This is a genomic window from Kitasatospora sp. NPDC017646, from assembly GCF_044329365.1.
Classification (GTDB): Bacteria; Actinomycetota; Actinomycetes; order Streptomycetales; family Streptomycetaceae; genus Kitasatospora.
The window spans coordinates 459,390-473,681 of the sequence record NZ_JBIRJC010000004.1; the positions used below are offsets into that span (position 1 = coordinate 459,390).

Annotated in this window: 12 protein-coding genes; 5 read left to right on the top strand and 7 right to left on the bottom strand. The window is 70.8% G+C overall.

The genetic code is table 11. The annotated features are described in order from the left end of the window. Positions 1-46: 46 nt before the first annotated feature. Both ACH4J0_RS10290 and ACH4J0_RS10295 read right to left on the bottom strand, forming a co-directional pair. Entirely contained in the window at positions 47-865 is an 819-nt protein-coding gene (locus ACH4J0_RS10290; RefSeq protein WP_396238218.1) for an ABC transporter permease, read from the bottom strand. Continuing rightward, positions 862-1,977: an ATP-binding cassette domain-containing protein gene (locus ACH4J0_RS10295; RefSeq protein ID WP_396238220.1), complete on the bottom strand. Its 1,116-nt coding sequence runs from the start codon at positions 1,975-1,977 to the stop codon at positions 862-864. Before ACH4J0_RS10295 ends, ACH4J0_RS10290 begins: the two co-directional genes overlap by 4 nt. Before the next feature lie 403 nt (positions 1,978-2,380). Here ACH4J0_RS10295 and ACH4J0_RS10300 point away from each other — a divergent pair, with 403 nt between their 5' ends. Then, positions 2,381-4,609: an MMPL family transporter gene (locus ACH4J0_RS10300; RefSeq protein WP_396238222.1), complete on the top strand. Its 2,229-nt coding sequence runs from the start codon at positions 2,381-2,383 to the stop codon at positions 4,607-4,609. A 61-nt stretch (positions 4,610-4,670) separates the two neighbouring features. Next, the gene (gene sbnB, locus ACH4J0_RS10305; protein ID WP_396238224.1) at positions 4,671-5,678 is read left to right on the top strand and encodes a 2,3-diaminopropionate biosynthesis protein SbnB; all 1,008 of its coding nucleotides are present in this window, start codon (positions 4,671-4,673) and stop codon (positions 5,676-5,678) included. A gap of 151 nt (positions 5,679-5,829) precedes the next feature. Here the strand turns inward: sbnB and metG are convergent, their stop codons facing one another. From metG to ACH4J0_RS10320, 3 genes are all read right to left on the bottom strand, one after another. After that, positions 5,830-7,551, bottom strand: a complete 1,722-nt coding sequence (metG, locus tag ACH4J0_RS10310) for a methionine--tRNA ligase (protein ID WP_396238226.1) — start codon at positions 7,549-7,551, stop codon at positions 5,830-5,832. 141 nt (positions 7,552-7,692) lie between these two features. Next, positions 7,693-7,899, bottom strand: coding sequence for a DUF397 domain-containing protein (locus tag ACH4J0_RS10315; RefSeq protein WP_030289510.1), 207 nt, complete (start codon positions 7,897-7,899; stop codon positions 7,693-7,695). Next, positions 7,896-8,804, bottom strand: coding sequence for a helix-turn-helix domain-containing protein (locus ACH4J0_RS10320; protein ID WP_396238229.1), 909 nt, complete (start codon positions 8,802-8,804; stop codon positions 7,896-7,898). Before ACH4J0_RS10320 ends, ACH4J0_RS10315 begins: the two co-directional genes overlap by 4 nt. Positions 8,805-9,059: 255 nt before the next feature. Here ACH4J0_RS10320 and ACH4J0_RS10325 point away from each other — a divergent pair, with 255 nt between their 5' ends. Continuing rightward, on the top strand, positions 9,060-9,215 hold the full coding sequence (locus ACH4J0_RS10325) for a hypothetical protein (protein ID WP_396238231.1): 156 nt from the start codon (positions 9,060-9,062) through the stop codon (positions 9,213-9,215). Positions 9,216-9,358: 143 nt separating this feature from the next. Here ACH4J0_RS10325 and ACH4J0_RS10330 read toward each other — a convergent pair whose 3' ends face one another. Further along, on the bottom strand, positions 9,359-9,961 hold the full coding sequence (locus tag ACH4J0_RS10330; protein WP_396238233.1) for a GNAT family N-acetyltransferase: 603 nt from the start codon (positions 9,959-9,961) through the stop codon (positions 9,359-9,361). Positions 9,962-10,087: 126 nt separating this feature from the next. Further along, entirely contained in the window at positions 10,088-11,371 is a 1,284-nt protein-coding gene (locus ACH4J0_RS10335; protein ID WP_396238235.1) for an adenylosuccinate synthase, read from the bottom strand. A 126-nt stretch (positions 11,372-11,497) separates the two neighbouring features. Between ACH4J0_RS10335 and ACH4J0_RS10340 the strand changes: the two genes are divergently transcribed. Both ACH4J0_RS10340 and purF read left to right on the top strand, forming a co-directional pair. Further along, complete coding sequence (locus ACH4J0_RS10340; protein ID WP_396238237.1) at positions 11,498-12,352, top strand: diacylglycerol kinase; 855 nt, start codon at positions 11,498-11,500, stop codon at positions 12,350-12,352. A gap of 324 nt (positions 12,353-12,676) precedes the next feature. Further along, on the top strand, positions 12,677-14,260 hold the full coding sequence (purF, locus tag ACH4J0_RS10345; RefSeq protein ID WP_396238239.1) for an amidophosphoribosyltransferase: 1,584 nt from the start codon (positions 12,677-12,679) through the stop codon (positions 14,258-14,260). Positions 14,261-14,292 lie beyond the last annotated feature (32 nt).

The following is a 14,292-nucleotide window of genomic DNA, read 5'->3' on the forward strand; positions in this document are numbered from 1 at the left end:
GCGGGACACCTACCGCCTCGCCCGAACCGGCCTGCCCCGTACTCCATCAACGCGTCACCGCGGTGCGGTAGACCCGCAGGTTCACCGGGACCAGCACCGCGAGCAGGGCCGCCACCACGATCGCGGCGAGCAGCACCGGGTGCCGGTCCGGCAGGCTGGAGCCGACCACCGTCGGGGCGTTGCCCCACAGCTCGCGGCAGGCCGCGGCGACCAGGCTCACCGGGTTCCACTCGGCCACCGCGCGCAGCCAGGCGGGCAGCCCGGACAGCGGCATGAACGAGTTGGACAGGAACGACAGCACGACCAGGAACAGAGCCGAGATGCCGTTGATCGCCTCGGCGTTGCGCATCAGCATGCCCACCAGCGCGCCCAGCCAGAGCATCGCGTAGGCGAAGGCCAGCACCAGGACGAAGCCCAGCACCGCCGAGCCGGCGTCCTTGTGGATCCGCCAGCCGACGCCGAGGCCGGCCAGGGTGACCGCGAAGGTGGCGGCGGCGGCGGTCAGCAGGTCGGCCGCGGTGTGGCTGACCAGCACCGCGGAGCGGCCCATCGGCAGCGAGCGGAAGCGGTCGATCAGGCCGGTGCGCAGGTCGGTGGCCACACCCAGCGCGGCCACGCCGACGCAGGTCAGGCCGACCTGGGCGAACACTCCGGCCATCACGTAGTCGTGGTACTCGCCGGAGCCGGCCACGGTCACCACGCTGGCGAACAGGTAGCCGAGCACGACCACCATGGTCACCGGGGTCAGGGTGATCGCGATGACCTTCTCGGGGGTGCGCCGCAGGTGCCGCAGGTGGCGGCCGATCAGTGCGGCGGTGTCGCCGAGGGCCGTGCCGAGGCCGGCCGGAGCGCCGATGTCACTCACTGCTCGTCTCCCGTCCGTGCGGTGGCGGCGGCCACCGGTTCCCGCTCGGTCTTCTCGTCGCTCCCGGCCTGCGCGGCCTCGCCGGTCCGCGCGGCGTGGCCGGCTCCGTCGGTCCCGTGGCCCTTCGAGCCCGGTTCGAGCTGCTGGGTGCCCTGCTCCGGGGCCCGGCCCACCTGGGTCCCGCGCCCGGTCAGGTGGAAGAACACGTCGTCCAGCGACGGGCGGCGCAGTGCGAAGTCGGTCACCGGCACGCCGGCCGTCTCCAGGGCGACCGCGGCGGCGGCGATGGTGCCGATGCCGTCGGCCAGCTGGACGGTGATCCGGCGCCCGGTGCGGTCCACCTCGGGCTGGGCGGCGGCCACCGGCGCGAGTACGGCCAGGGCCTGCGGCAGGGCCGCGTCGGTGGCGACGCCCACCTCCAGCCACTCCTCGCCGACCTTGCGCTTGAGCTCGTCGGGGGTGCCCTCGGCGATCACCTGGCCGGTGTCGATCACCAGGATGCGGTCGGCCAGGAAGTCGGCCTCCTCCAGGTACTGGGTGGTGAGCAGCACGGTCACCCCCTGGGCGACCTGCTCGCGGACCATCTCCCAGAGCACCAGCCGGCTCGCCGGGTCCAGCCCGGTGGTGGGCTCGTCCAGGAACAGCACCTCGGGCCGCCCGATCAGTGCGGCGGCCAGGTCCAGCCGGCGGCGCATGCCGCCGGAGTAGGTCTGGGCCGGCTTCTCGGCGGCGTCCTCCAGCTCGAACCGGGCGAGCAGTTCGGCCGCCCGCGCGCGGGCGCCCTTGCGGCCCAGGTGCAGGAGCCGGCCGAGGAGTTCGAGGTTCTCGCGGCCGGTGAGCAGCCCGTCCACGGCGGCGTACTGGCCGGCCAGACCGATCCGGCGGCGCACCTGGCGCTGCTGGCGCACCACGTCGAAGCCGGCCACCTCGGCCCGCCCCTGGTCCGGTTCCAGCAGGGTCGCCAGCAGCCGGACGGTGGTGGTCTTGCCGGCGCCGTTGGGCCCGAGCAGGCCCAGCACGGTGCCGGCCGCCACCTCCAGGTCCACGCCTCTCAGCGCGTGGTGCTCGCCGTATCTCTTGCCGAGACCGGACGCCCGAATGGCGGTGTCCATCATTCATTCCCCCTTTCACGGAGGTCGGTCGAACGTTCGGAAAACAGATGCCGGAGCGCATTCCGGCGTGGAATCACGGAAATTCATCGGAATCGTTCGGCGGCCGGTCGGCGTTGCCGCATCTTCGTCCCGGCTTCACCCGGAGGTGGCCCGCTCGAATGGTTGTCCCTCAACGGGAACCGACCGTAGCACCGGGGAAACGGGCCCGGTAAGGGGCTCCGGCCGGGCTCGGCTGGCAGCAGCTTGCCACCGCAGGATGCTGCAACTCCCGGAGGCTCCGCGGCCGTTCGCGAGGGCCTACGGTCATGGGTATTCCTCCGGTCCCCCTCATGCCGGTGAGGACACATCCGAACCCGACTGTCGCCACTGCGGCTTGATCATGCCGCCTATCGCAGGAGAGGTAATGGCACGTCAAAGCAACTTCGCGGCCAGGCTGGGCGAGTGGAGTGCCCAGCACCGCAGGACCGCCGTCATCGGCTGGGTCGTCCTGGTCGTCCTGGTCACCGTGCTCGGTGGCATGGTCGGTCAGAAGAGCCTGACCCAGGCCGACTACGGGACCGGGGATTCCGGCCGCGCCGCCCAGGTACTCAAGGACGCCGGGATCAACGACCCGGTCAACGAGCTGATCCTGATCCACAGCGACGGCCTGACCGCGGACTCCCCGGAGTTCCACAACGCCGTCCAGGCGACCGCCGACGCGGTCAACAAGACAGGTCTCGCGGAGAACCTGCGCGACCCGTACACCACCCAGGCCTTCTCGGCCGACAAGCACTCGGCACTGATCATGTTCGCCGTCACCGGCGACCCGGACACCGCGGCGGACCGGATCGACCCGGTGATCACCGCGGTGCAGGACACCGCCAAGGCCCACTCGCAGGTGACCATCGGCGAGTTCGGCGGCGCGACCGCCCTCAAGGGCATCAACGACAGCCTCGGCGACGACTTCACCCGCGCCGAACTGACCGCCCTGCCGGTCGCGTTGGGCATCCTGCTGGTGGTCTTCGGTGCCTTCGTCGCGGCCGTGCTGCCGGTCGCCCTGGCGGTCACCGCCTGCATCGGCGCGCTCGGGCTGCTCTCGCTGAGCAGCCAGGCGGTGCCGGTGGACGGCATGACCAACTCGGTGATGTTCCTGATGGGTCTGGCCGTCGGCGTCGACTACTGCCTGTTCTACCTGCGCCGCGAGCGCGAGGAGCGGGCCGCCGGCCGGGACAAGGCGACCGCGCTGCGGATCGCCGCCCACACCTCGGGCCACTCGGTGATGGTCTCCGGCTTCACCGTCATGGTCGCGATGGCCGGCATGTTCCTCTCGGGGCTGACCGTCTTCGAGGGCTTCGCGATGGCCACCATCGAGGTCGTCGCGGTCGCGGTGGTCGGCTCGATGACCGTGCTGCCGGCCCTGATGTCGATGCTCGGCGACAAGGTCGCGTCCGGCCGGATCCCGTGGATCAGCAAGCGCCGCCAGGCCGCCGCCGCCAACCCCAAGCCCGCCAACGCGCTGCTGCGCGGCGTGCTCGCCCGCCCCGGCATCTTCGCCGTGCTGTCCGCCGCGGTGCTCGTGGCGCTGGCCGTGCCGGCGCTCGGCATGAAGACCGAGAAGCTCGGCATGGACAAGCTGCTGCCCTCGGACAACCCGCTGGTCTCGGTCTCGCAGCGGATCGACCGGGAGTTCCCCGGCTCGCCCTCGCCCGCCACCGTGGTGGTCAAGTCCGACAACATCGACTCGCCGCAGGTCGCCAAGAGCATCGACGACTTCAAGGCCGCCGCACTGGCGTCCGGCAAGACCGGCAACCAGATCGACGTGCGGTACTGGAAGGACAAGAACATCGCCGAGATCAGCGTTCCGCTGGCCGGCAACGGCACCGACGCCACCTCCAAGGCGGCCCTGGCGGCGCTGCGCGGGCAGCTGGTGCCGCAGACACTCAAGACCGTCCCGGGCACCACCGCGCTGGTCGCCGGCGACCTCGCCTTCTCGGTCGACTACAACGACCAGCTGCACCGCAGCATCGTCCCGGTGTTCGCCTTCGTCATGGGCGTCACCTTCCTGCTGATGCTGTTCTCCTTCCGCTCGCTGACCATCTCGATCACCTCGATCCTGCTCAACCTGCTCTCGGTGGCCGCCGCGTACGGCGTGATGACCGCGGTGTTCCAGCACGGCTGGGGTGCCTCGATCGTCGGCACCAAGGCGCCGGGCGCGATCGAGTCCTGGATGCCGCTGTTCGTCTTCGTGGTGCTCTTCGGCCTCTCGATGGACTACCACGTGTTCGTGGTCTCCCGGATCCGTGAGGCGTACCTGTCGGGCAGGTCCAGCCGGGAGGCGGTCGGCCTCGGCATCCGCAACACCGCGGGGGTGGTCACCAGCGCCGGTCTGATCATGGTCGCGGTGTTCGCGGTCTTCGGCACTCTGGGCATGCAGGACTTCAAGCAGCTCGGCATCGGCCTGGCGGTCGCGGTCCTGCTGGACGCCACCCTGGTCCGCGCGGTGCTGCTGCCCGCGGTGATGGCCCTGCTCGGCGACCGCAACTGGTACCTGCCGCGCTGGCTGGGCGGCGGCCGCGGCGCCCGCGCCCACGCCGGTGGGGCGCACGCCGCCAACGGCCACCACGAGCCCGCCGGCACCGCCTACGTCGGCTGATCACCTCGCCCCCGATTCCCATCCCCGCCCGTGCAGGGCGGCCTCGACTGGAGCCATCACCGTGTTCGAGTTCAGAGTCATCGACGGCACCACCGCCCGCGAGGTCATCGCGGGAGCCCGCCGGCGGATCGTCCAGGAGGTCCGGGAGACCTACCTGACCCACGGCGCCGGAGAGTCGGTCAACCCCGACAGCTACTTCCTGCGCTTCCCGGCCAAGCCGGACGCCCGGATCATCGCCCTGCCGGCCTACCTCGGCGGCGGGGTCGGCCTGGCCGGCATCAAGTGGATCAGCAGCTTCCCGGCCAACATCGAGCGGGGCTTCCCGCGCGCCTCGGCCGCCCTGCTGCTGAACGACTACGAGACCGGCTACCCGTTCGCCGTCCTTGAGGCCTCGCAGATCAGCGCGGCCCGCACCGCGGCCTCCGCGGTGCTCGCCGCCGAGGTGCTCAGCGGCGGCCGTACGGCGGGCCGGCTCGCGGTGGTCGGCGCCGGCATCATCGCCCGCAACATCCTGGAGTTCTTCGGCGCCCAGGAGTGGGCGATCGACGAGCTGGTGGTGCACGACCGCGAGGCGAAGTACGCCCAGGCGCTGGTCGACCACGCCGACGCCCAGCTCGGCTACCCGGCCCGGGTGGTGGAGGACCTGGGCGAGGCGCTCAAGGGCGCCGACGTGGTGGTGCTGGCCACCACCGCGGGCGAGCCGTACATCCTCGACCCGGAGACCTTCGCCCCCGGCCAGCTGGTGCTCAACATCTCGCTGCGCGACCTCGCGCCGCAGATCATCGGCGGCGCGTACAACGTGCTCGACGACGTGGAGCACTGCATGAAGGCGAACACCTCCCCGCACCTGGCCGAACAGCTCTACGGCAACCGGGAGTTCGTCACCGGCACGCTCGCCCAGGTGATCGAGGGCGAGGTCGCCGTCGGCACCGACCGTCCGGTGGTCTTCTCGCCCTTCGGCCTCGGCGTGCTCGACCTGGCGGTCGGCGCGCTGGTGCACGACGAGGCGGTGGCCGCCGGCAAGGCGACCGAGATCCCCGGCTTCTTCGCGGAGACCACCCGCTGGTAGTCCGGAGCCCGGTAGTCCCCAGCCCGCCCCACCGGGCCGGCCGGGGGGCGTGTCCGACACGCCCCGGGGCCCGCCCCCGACGGGCCCGTCACCACCGACGAGGGCCCCGACCGTGACGGTCGGGGCCCTCGTGGGTGTCCGTCGGCCGGCCTCAGCCCTCGGTGCCGCCGAAGCGGGCCGTCCAGGCCGCCAGGTCCTCGTCCGTGATCTTCGCGAACAGCACCGGCGGCACGGTGAACGGCGTCCCGGCCGGGACGAGGTCCAGCGCCCGGGCCTCGTCCCCGGTGATCCAGGTGCGTCCGTCCGAGGGCAGCGCGAAGGCGCCGCGCATCGCCGCCGCCGCGGTCGGGATGAACGGCTCGGACACCACCGCGTACAGGTGGATCAGGTTCATCGCCGTCCGCAGGGTCAGCGCCGCCGCCTCCGGGTCGGTCTTCACCTGCTGCCAGGGTGCCTTCTCGTCCAGGTACGCGTTGCCCGCGCTCCACAGCGCGCGCAGCGCCTGTGCCGCCTTGCGGAAGTTGAGCCCGTCCAGCTGGGCCTCGTACTCGGCCAGCAGGCCGGCGACCTGCTCGCCGATCCGCGCCTCGGCCTCACCGGCCGCGGCCCCGGCGGGGACCTCGTCGCCGAAGCGCTTGCGGCTGAAGGAGAGCACCCGGTTGACGAAGTTGCCGAGGGTGTCGGCGAGGTCCTTGTTGACCACCGAGGCGAAGAGGTCCCAGGTGAAGCTGGAGTCGTCCGACTCGGGGGCGTGCGCCATCAGGAAGTAACGCCAGTAGTCGGCCGGCAGCAGCTCCAGCGCGACGTCGGTGAAGATGCCGCGCTTCTGGCTGGTGGAGAACTTCCCGCCGTAGTACGTCAGCCAGTTGAAGGCCTTGACGTAGTCGACCTTCTTCCACGGGCGGCGAGAGCCGAGGATGGTCGCCGGGAACATCACGGTGTGGAAGGGGACGTTGTCCTTGGCCATGAACTCGGTGTAGCGGACGGTGTCGTCGGCCTCGTACCACCAGGACTTCCAGTCCCGCGACCGCTCGGCCGGGGCCGCGTCCGCCCACTCCTTGGTGGCGCCGACGTACTCGATCGGGGCGTCGAACCAGACGTAGAACACCTTGCCCTCGGCGGCCAGTTCGGGCCACACGTCGGCCGGCACCGGGACGCCCCACTCCAGGTCACGGGTGATCGAACGGTCCTGGAGGCCCTCGGTCAGCCACTTGCGGGCGATCGAGGACGCCAGCACCGGCCAGTCGTCGCCGTGGGCGGCGATCCACCGCTCGACCTCCTCGGTCAGCTTCGACTGGAGCAGGAACAGGTGCCGGGTCTCCCGGACCTCCAGGTCTGCGCTGCCGCTGATCGCCGAGCGCGGCTCCAGCAGGTCGGTCGGGTCCAGCACCCGGGTGCAGTTCTCGCACTGGTCGCCGCGGGCCTTGTCGTAGCCGCAGTGCGGGCAGGTGCCGACGATGTAGCGGTCCGGCAGGAAGCGGCCGTCGGCGTTGGAGTACACCTGGCGGATCGAACGCTCCTCGATGAAGCCGTTGCGGTGCAGCTCGCGGGCGATCTCCTGGGTGATCTCCCGGTTCTGCGGCGAGGAGCTGCGGCCGAAGTGGTCGAAGGACAGCGCGAAGCCGTCGTACACCGCCTTCTGGGCGTCGTGCGCCCGGGCGCAGAACTCCGCGACCGGCAGCCCGGCCTCCTGCGCGGCCAGCTCGGCGGGCGTGCCGTGCTCGTCGGTGGCGCAGATGAACAGCACCTCGTGGCCGGTCTGGCGCAGGTAGCGGGAGTAGACGTCCGCCGGGAGCATCGACCCGACCATGTTGCCCAGGTGCTTGATCCCGTTGATGTACGGAAGGGCGCTGGTGATCAGGTGCCGAGCCATCCTCGGATGCTCCGATTTCTCCCGCACGCGCACCCCGACCCGGAGTGCTGTGCCAGGCGCAGGGGTCCTCTGTGGGCTGCCCAGCCTACCGCCGTCACGGCGGGGGCACGGCCGGGTTCACGGCCGGGTTGACGGCCCGGTTCACGGCCGGGCGCGGGTGAAGTCGGCGTACCGGTCGAACTCCCCGGCCTTCACCCCGCGGACGAACGCCGCCCACTTGCGCGGAGTCGTCCGCACCACTACCTCGGGCAGGTCCGACTCCCGGATCTCCACCAGGCCGCCCGCCGATCTGACCTCCACGCAGTCGGTGCTCTCGCCGCTGGCTGACGCCTTGCGCCACGTACTCATGTGAAGTCTTTCAGTAAGGCCCGGATGAAGTCCCGGGACTCGGCCGTCCCGAGCGCGATCGCCGCGGTCTTCTCCTTGATCCGGCGGTAGGAGGCCAATTCCGCCTCGGTGTGCACGAACTTCGGCCCGTGCGAGAGGTCGATCTGGACGGTGTCGAGCTCCGGGACCGGCCCGCGGGCGAGATACAGGCTCTCCCCGGACCCCGTGTAGGTGGGCACGCTGAACGGGATCACCCGGATCTCCACGCCCGGCCGCTCGGAATTCTCCAGCAGGCTCCGCAACTGGTCGCGCAGCACTTCCGGACCGCCGAACTGCATCCGGAGTGCGGATTCGTGCAGGATTGCGCTGTACGGCTTCGGGCGGTCGACGAAGATCTGCTGGCGCCGAATCCGGAATGCCTTCCGGACCTCCGCCTCCTGCCGGTAGTGCGCGGGAAGCCGCTCGAACACCGCGGCGGCGTAGTCCGAGGTCTGCAGCAGCCCGGGGATGAAAGTGCTGTTCAGGATCGACAGCGACGCCGCGTGGTGCTCCATCTCCGCGATGTCGACGATCCCGCTGGGCATCCGCCCCCGGTAACTGTCCCACCAGTACTTACGGCGGTCCTGCGTCATCGCGAGCAGCGCGTCGAGGTACGGGCCCTCGGGGCAGCCGCAGGTGCGCGCCCAGGTCCGGAGCCGCTCGGCGCTGATGCCCGACTTCCCGTTCTCCATCTGGGAGATCTTGGGCAGGTCGGTGCCGATCGTGGCGGCCAGGCTCTTGGGCGTCACGCCCACGCGCTCGCGCATCTTGCGCAGTTCGATTCCCAGGCGCTGCTGGCGCACGGTCGGCGACAAGCGGGGTGGCATGACTCTCTTCTCCGGATCGCGGCTACGGTCGATGCTTCCGGTGAAGTGTGCCGTGGACACCGGGCACTAGCTAGTGAAATGGGGGATACCCCACGATGGAGTGAATGTCCAGTCCCTCGGTAGCAACTCTGGCACCCTGACTCTATGGTCGTCCGTGTCACTCACTGACTTGTTGCCCCGTAAACAGTCGCCAAGTCGCCAATCAGCCGTAAATACACACCAGATGCATGGTCAGGGCGTTCGACATCACCGACCGGAGACAGCCGTGCCCCTTCCGTCGCCCCTCCGTCTTCCTCCCCGCATTTCCCTGTCCTGGTGAACGCCCTCCTCGTCGCCGGATTGTCCGCACTCCTCCTCGCCGTCCTGTTCGTCGGCTGGCTGGTCTGGCTGGTCAATACCCAACCCCGGCTCCCCCGCCCCGCGAAACGCGAGTTCACCCCACACCGCGCCGCCCGCGCCGAACGCGACTAGCCCGCCCCACCCTTCACCCCCTCCTCCCTCCCTACCTCCCTCCCTGAACACAGGAGGGCCGGGCCCGCGCTCCCCGCGCAGGCCCGGCCGGCAAAGCGGTGCGGGCCGTGGCCAGGTTGGCCCACCGGTGATGGGGTGAAGGCTCAGCCGCGCGAAAGTCGCTCCTGCAGACGGGACTTGGCGGCGGGCCACTCGTCGGCGAGCATCGAGAAGTAGGCGCTGTCGCGCCAGGTGCCGGTGGGGCGGAGGCGGTGGCGGCGGAAGGTGCCCTCGTACTGGGCGCCGAGGCGCTGGATGGCGTTGCGGGAGCGCTCGTTGAGGGCGTCGGTCTTCCAGAAGACGCGGCCCATGCCGAGGTCCTCGAAGGCGTGGGTGAGCAGCAGCAGCTTGGCCTCGGTGTTGACCGCGGTGCGCCAGACCGAGCGGGCGTAGAGGGTGCCGCCGATCTCCAGGAACTCGTCCTCGGCGTTGAGGTCGTGGTAGCCCGTGATGCCGACGGCGGTGCCGCTCGCGAGGTCGACGGCCGCGAAGTGCACCGATTCGCCCGTGGCCGCCTCGGCGATGCGGGCGTCCAGGATCAGGCCGAGCTCCTGCTCCGTAGTGGGCGGGAGGTTCATGGTCCAGCGCCAGACCTCGGGCTCGGAGCCGACGGTGGCCCAGAGGTCGGCGACGTGGCGGCGGTCCAGGGGCTCCAGGCGGATGTGGTTGCCGGTGAGGGTGACGGGTGAGGGCAGCGTCGCGGTCATGATCCGAACGTAGCGCGCTTCTGCACTAGAGGCAACGGATCTATGAACTAGTGCAATAGTTGAGCGTCAAGCGAAGGGCCCCGCGGGACGGAACCGTCCCGCGGGGCCCTTCGAAAGCGCTCGGGCTCAGATGAACGAGTTGATCTGGATCGTCTCGTCGCGGCCCGGGCCGACGCCGATGGCGGAGATCGGCGCGCCGGACATCTCCTCCAGCGCCTTCACGTACGCCTGGGCGTTCTTCGGCAGCTCGGCGAAGGTCTTCGCCTTGCTGATGTCCTCGGTCCAGCCCGGCAGCGTCTCGTAGATCGGCTTGGCGTGGTGGAAGTCCGACTGGTTGTAGGGGAGTTCCTCGACCCGGCGGCCGTCGATCTCGTAGGCGACGCAGACCGGGATCTGCTCCCAGCCGGTGAGCACGTCGAGCTTGGTGAGGAAGAAGTCGGTGAGGCCGTTGACCCGGGTCGCGTAGCGCGCGATGACGGCGTCGAACCAGCCGCAGCGGCGGTCACGGCCGGTGGTGACACCGCGCTCGCCGCCGATCCGGCGCAGCGCCTCGCCGTCCTCGTCGAGCAGCTCGGTCGGGAACGGGCCGGAGCCGACGCGGGTGGTGTAGGCCTTCAGGATGCCGATGACCCGGTCGATCTTGGTGGGACCGATGCCGGCGCCGGTGCAGGCGCCGCCCGCGGTCGGGTTCGACGAGGTCACGAAGGGGTACGTGCCGTGGTCGACGTCGAGCAGGGTGCCCTGGCCGCCCTCCAGCAGGACGACCTTGTTCGCCTTGAGCGCCTCGTCGAGGACGAGGGTGGTGTCGGCGAGGAAGGGCTTGATCTTCTCCGCGTAGCCCAGGTACTCCTCGACCACCAGGTCGGCCGGGATGGCGCGGCGGTTGTAGAGCTTGACCAGGATCTGGTTCTTGTCGTGCAGCGCCGCCTCGATCTTCTGGCGCAGGATCGACTCGTCGAACAGGTCCTGGACCCGGATGCCGACGCGGTTGATCTTGTCCGCGTAGGTCGGGCCGATGCCGCGGCCGGTGGTGCCGATCCGGCGCTTGCCGAGGAAGCGCTCGGTCACCTTGTCGATGGTGCGGTGGTACGGGGTGATCAGGTGGGCGTTGCCCGAGATCAGGAGCTTGGAGGTGTCGATGCCGCGCTCGTTCAGGCCGCTGAGCTCGGAGAGCAGCACGCCCGGGTCGATGACGACGCCGTTGCCGATCACCGGCGTCACGTTCGGGCTGAGGATGCCGGAGGGGAGCAGGTGCAGGGCGTACTTCTGGTCGCCGATGACCACCGTGTGACCGGCGTTGTTGCCGCCCTGGTAGCGGACGACGTAGTCGACGGAGCCGCCGAGGAGGTCGGTGGCCTTCCCCTTGCCCTCGTCCCCCCACTGAGCGCCAACGAGCACGAGTGCCGGCACAGGCGTACACCCCTTCCGGTTGGGGCATCCTGCGTAGGCCGCAGTCTGCCCCGAGATAGACGAAGCCCCTGGCGCAATGGCGCAAGGGGCTCTTGCACCGAGAGATTACCTGAGGAAGGACCGGTCGTGTCGTCCCTGTCCACGCCTGGAACCGGCGGTCCCGAGCCCCTTCTACTGCTGCTCGACCCGGCGGCCCGGCAGGCCGACGGGGAGTCGGTGCGGATCGCGAGGGACGTGCTGTGCGGGGGCGCGGACGTCAAGGTGGCCTATCCGGAGAGCCCGTCGGAACTCGACCGGATGCTTTCGCACCGCGGTCGGCGGCGACCGGTGGTGATCGGTTCCGATCTCGCCCTGCAGCGGGTGCTCCAGGCGCTGCACCGGCAGCGTGAGCTGGGCGCCGATCCGGTGGGCATGGTTCCGGTCGGCCGCGCGGAGGAGTTGGCCACGGCCCGCGCGCTGGGCGTGCCGGGGGAGCCGGTGCGGGCCGCGCGGGCGGTGCTGTCGGGTGCGCCGCGCACCTTCGACCTGCTGGTGGACGACGGTGGCGGGGTGGCGCTGGGCGGGGTGCGGATCACCGGCGGCGGTGGCCCGCGGTCGGCGGGCCGTTCGGGTGGCTGGCGTTCGCTATGGGCGAAATTGGCTGCGGCCGAGCAGGCGAACGCACTCACTCCGGAGACGGCGGACCGCAGCTCCCGGGTCCGGGTCGAGGCGGACGGCCGGCTGCTCGCCGACGTGCACCGCCCGGTCCGGCTGGTGCAGCTGACCCTCCCGGCCACCGGGGCGGCCGACCCGGCCGGCACCGGGGTGCTGGAGGTGGTGGTCAGCGCGCCCGGCGCGCTGGTACGGGTGCGGGCGGCGAGCGTGTCGGTGGTCGGACGCGGCTTCGGCTACGAGGCGGACGGCCACCCGGTCGGCCCGGTTCGCGCCCGGACCTGGACGGTCCATCCGGGCGCCTGGGGTCTGCTGCTGCCCGCGGCATGACCGCCCGCGGCAGACCCTCCACGCATCACCCCGCCGCAGACCTTCCACGCATCACCGTCCACGGCCCGAGCGCCCGCCGCGTGAACGCCCGCCGAACCCCGGGTGAGCAGGCTCACGTTGGCGCCCGCCCGGCAACCACCGTTCCGCACACGGAGAGTCCCAACAGGCGCGAACCGCAAGGCCAACCGCCGTCCGCCGGAATTCCCCCACCCGAATTCCCGGGCCCGTAAGGGGTTTTGTCTACGCGCGTTACTCCACGATCTCCGGTCGAACCGGCCGTCCCGGGTTCCGGAAGCCCTGGTCAACTGCCCTAGACTCGAAGGCGTGCCACGTGGTGACGGAAGACTCAACCACGATCTTCTTCCCGGCGAGAAAGGCCCCCAGGACGCGTGTGGCGTCTTCGGTGTCTGGGCTCCCGGCGAGGAGGTCGCCAAGCTCACGTTCTTCGGCCTTTACGCCCTGCAGCACCGCGGTCAGGAATCCGCGGGCATCGCAGTGAGCAACGGCTCCCAGATTCTCGTCTTCAAGGACATGGGACTCGTCTCCCAGGTCTTCGACGAGGCCTCGCTGGGGTCGTTGCACGGGCATATCGCCGTCGGACACGCCCGCTACTCGACCACCGGTTCCTCGGTCTGGGAGAACGCCCAGCCGACCTTCCGGGCGACCGTGCACGGTTCGCTGGCCCTCGGGCACAACGGAAACCTGGTGAACACCGCCGAACTGGCGGCCATGGTCGCCGAACTGCCCGGCGAGGAGCACGTCTCGCGCTCCGGCCGGACCGCCGCGACCAACGACACCGACCTGGTGACCGCCCTGCTGGCCGGCCACCCGGACCTCTCCATCGAGGAGACGGCCAAGGTCGTGCTGCCCGAGGTCAAGGGCGCCTTCTCGCTCGTCTTCATGGACGAGCACACCCTCTACGCCGCCCGCGACCCGCAGGGCATCCGCCCGCTGGTGCTCGGACGGCTGGAGCGCGGCTGGGTGGTCGCCTCCGAGACGGCGGCGCTGGACATCTGCGGCGCCTCCTTCATCCGCGAGGTCGAGCCCGGCGAGCTCATCGCCATCGACGAGAACGGCATGCGCACCTCCCGCTTCGCCGAGGCGAAGCCCAAGGGCTGCGTGTTCGAGTACGTCTACCTGGCCCGCCCCGACACCTCCATCGCCGGCCGCAACGTGCACCTCTCCCGGGTGGAGATGGGCCGCCGGCTCGCGAGGGAGGCGCCCGTCGAGGCCGACCTGGTGATAGCCACGCCCGAGTCCGGCACCCCCGCCGCGATCGGCTACGCCGAGGCCAGCGGCATCCCGTACGGCTCCGGCCTGGTGAAGAACGCCTACGTGGGCCGCACCTTCATCCAGCCCAGCCAGACGATCCGCCAGCTCGGCATCCGGCTCAAGCTCAACCCGCTGCGCGAGGTCATCGCCGGTAAGCGCCTGGTGGTCGTGGACGACTCGATCGTCCGCGGCAACACCCAGCGCGCGCTGGTGAAGATGCTGCGCGAGGCGGGCGCCGCCGAGGTGCACATCCGGATCTCCTCGCCGCCGGTGAAGTGGCCGTGCTTCTTCGGCATCGACTTCGCCACCCGCGCGGAGCTGATCGCCAACGGCATGACGATCGAGGAGATCGGCCGCACGCTCGGCGCCGACTCGCTCGCGTACATCTCGATCGACGGCATGATCGAGGCCACCAAGCAGCCCAAGGACAAGCTCTGCCGGGCCTGCTTCGACGGCGAGTACCCGATGGAGCTGCCGGACCCGGCGCTGCTCGGCAAGCTCCTGCTGGAGGCCGAGATCAAGGGCGGGCAGCAGCAGCCGGCCGTCCGCGGCAAGCCGACCAGCGGCAGCGATCTGGACGGCGTCCAGTCGCTGCTCGGCGGGGCGGGCGCGGCCGACGCGCTGCGCCGCCCGTAACGAAGTGCACGGTGGGGTCCCGCGAACCGGGG

Coding starts and splice junctions, on each gene's coding strand:
- ACH4J0_RS10295 (WP_396238220.1), bottom strand. CDS start 1,977: ATGGACACCGCCATTCGGGCGTCCGGTCTCGGCAAGAGATACGGCGAG.
- ACH4J0_RS10300 (WP_396238222.1), top strand. CDS start 2,381: ATGGCACGTCAAAGCAACTTCGCGGCCAGGCTGGGCGAGTGGAGTGCC.
- metG (WP_396238226.1), bottom strand. CDS start 7,551: ATGGCTCGGCACCTGATCACCAGCGCCCTTCCGTACATCAACGGGATC.
- ACH4J0_RS10315 (WP_030289510.1), bottom strand. CDS start 7,899: ATGAGTACGTGGCGCAAGGCGTCAGCCAGCGGCGAGAGCACCGACTGC.
- ACH4J0_RS10330 (WP_396238233.1), bottom strand. CDS start 9,961: ATGACCGCGACGCTGCCCTCACCCGTCACCCTCACCGGCAACCACATC.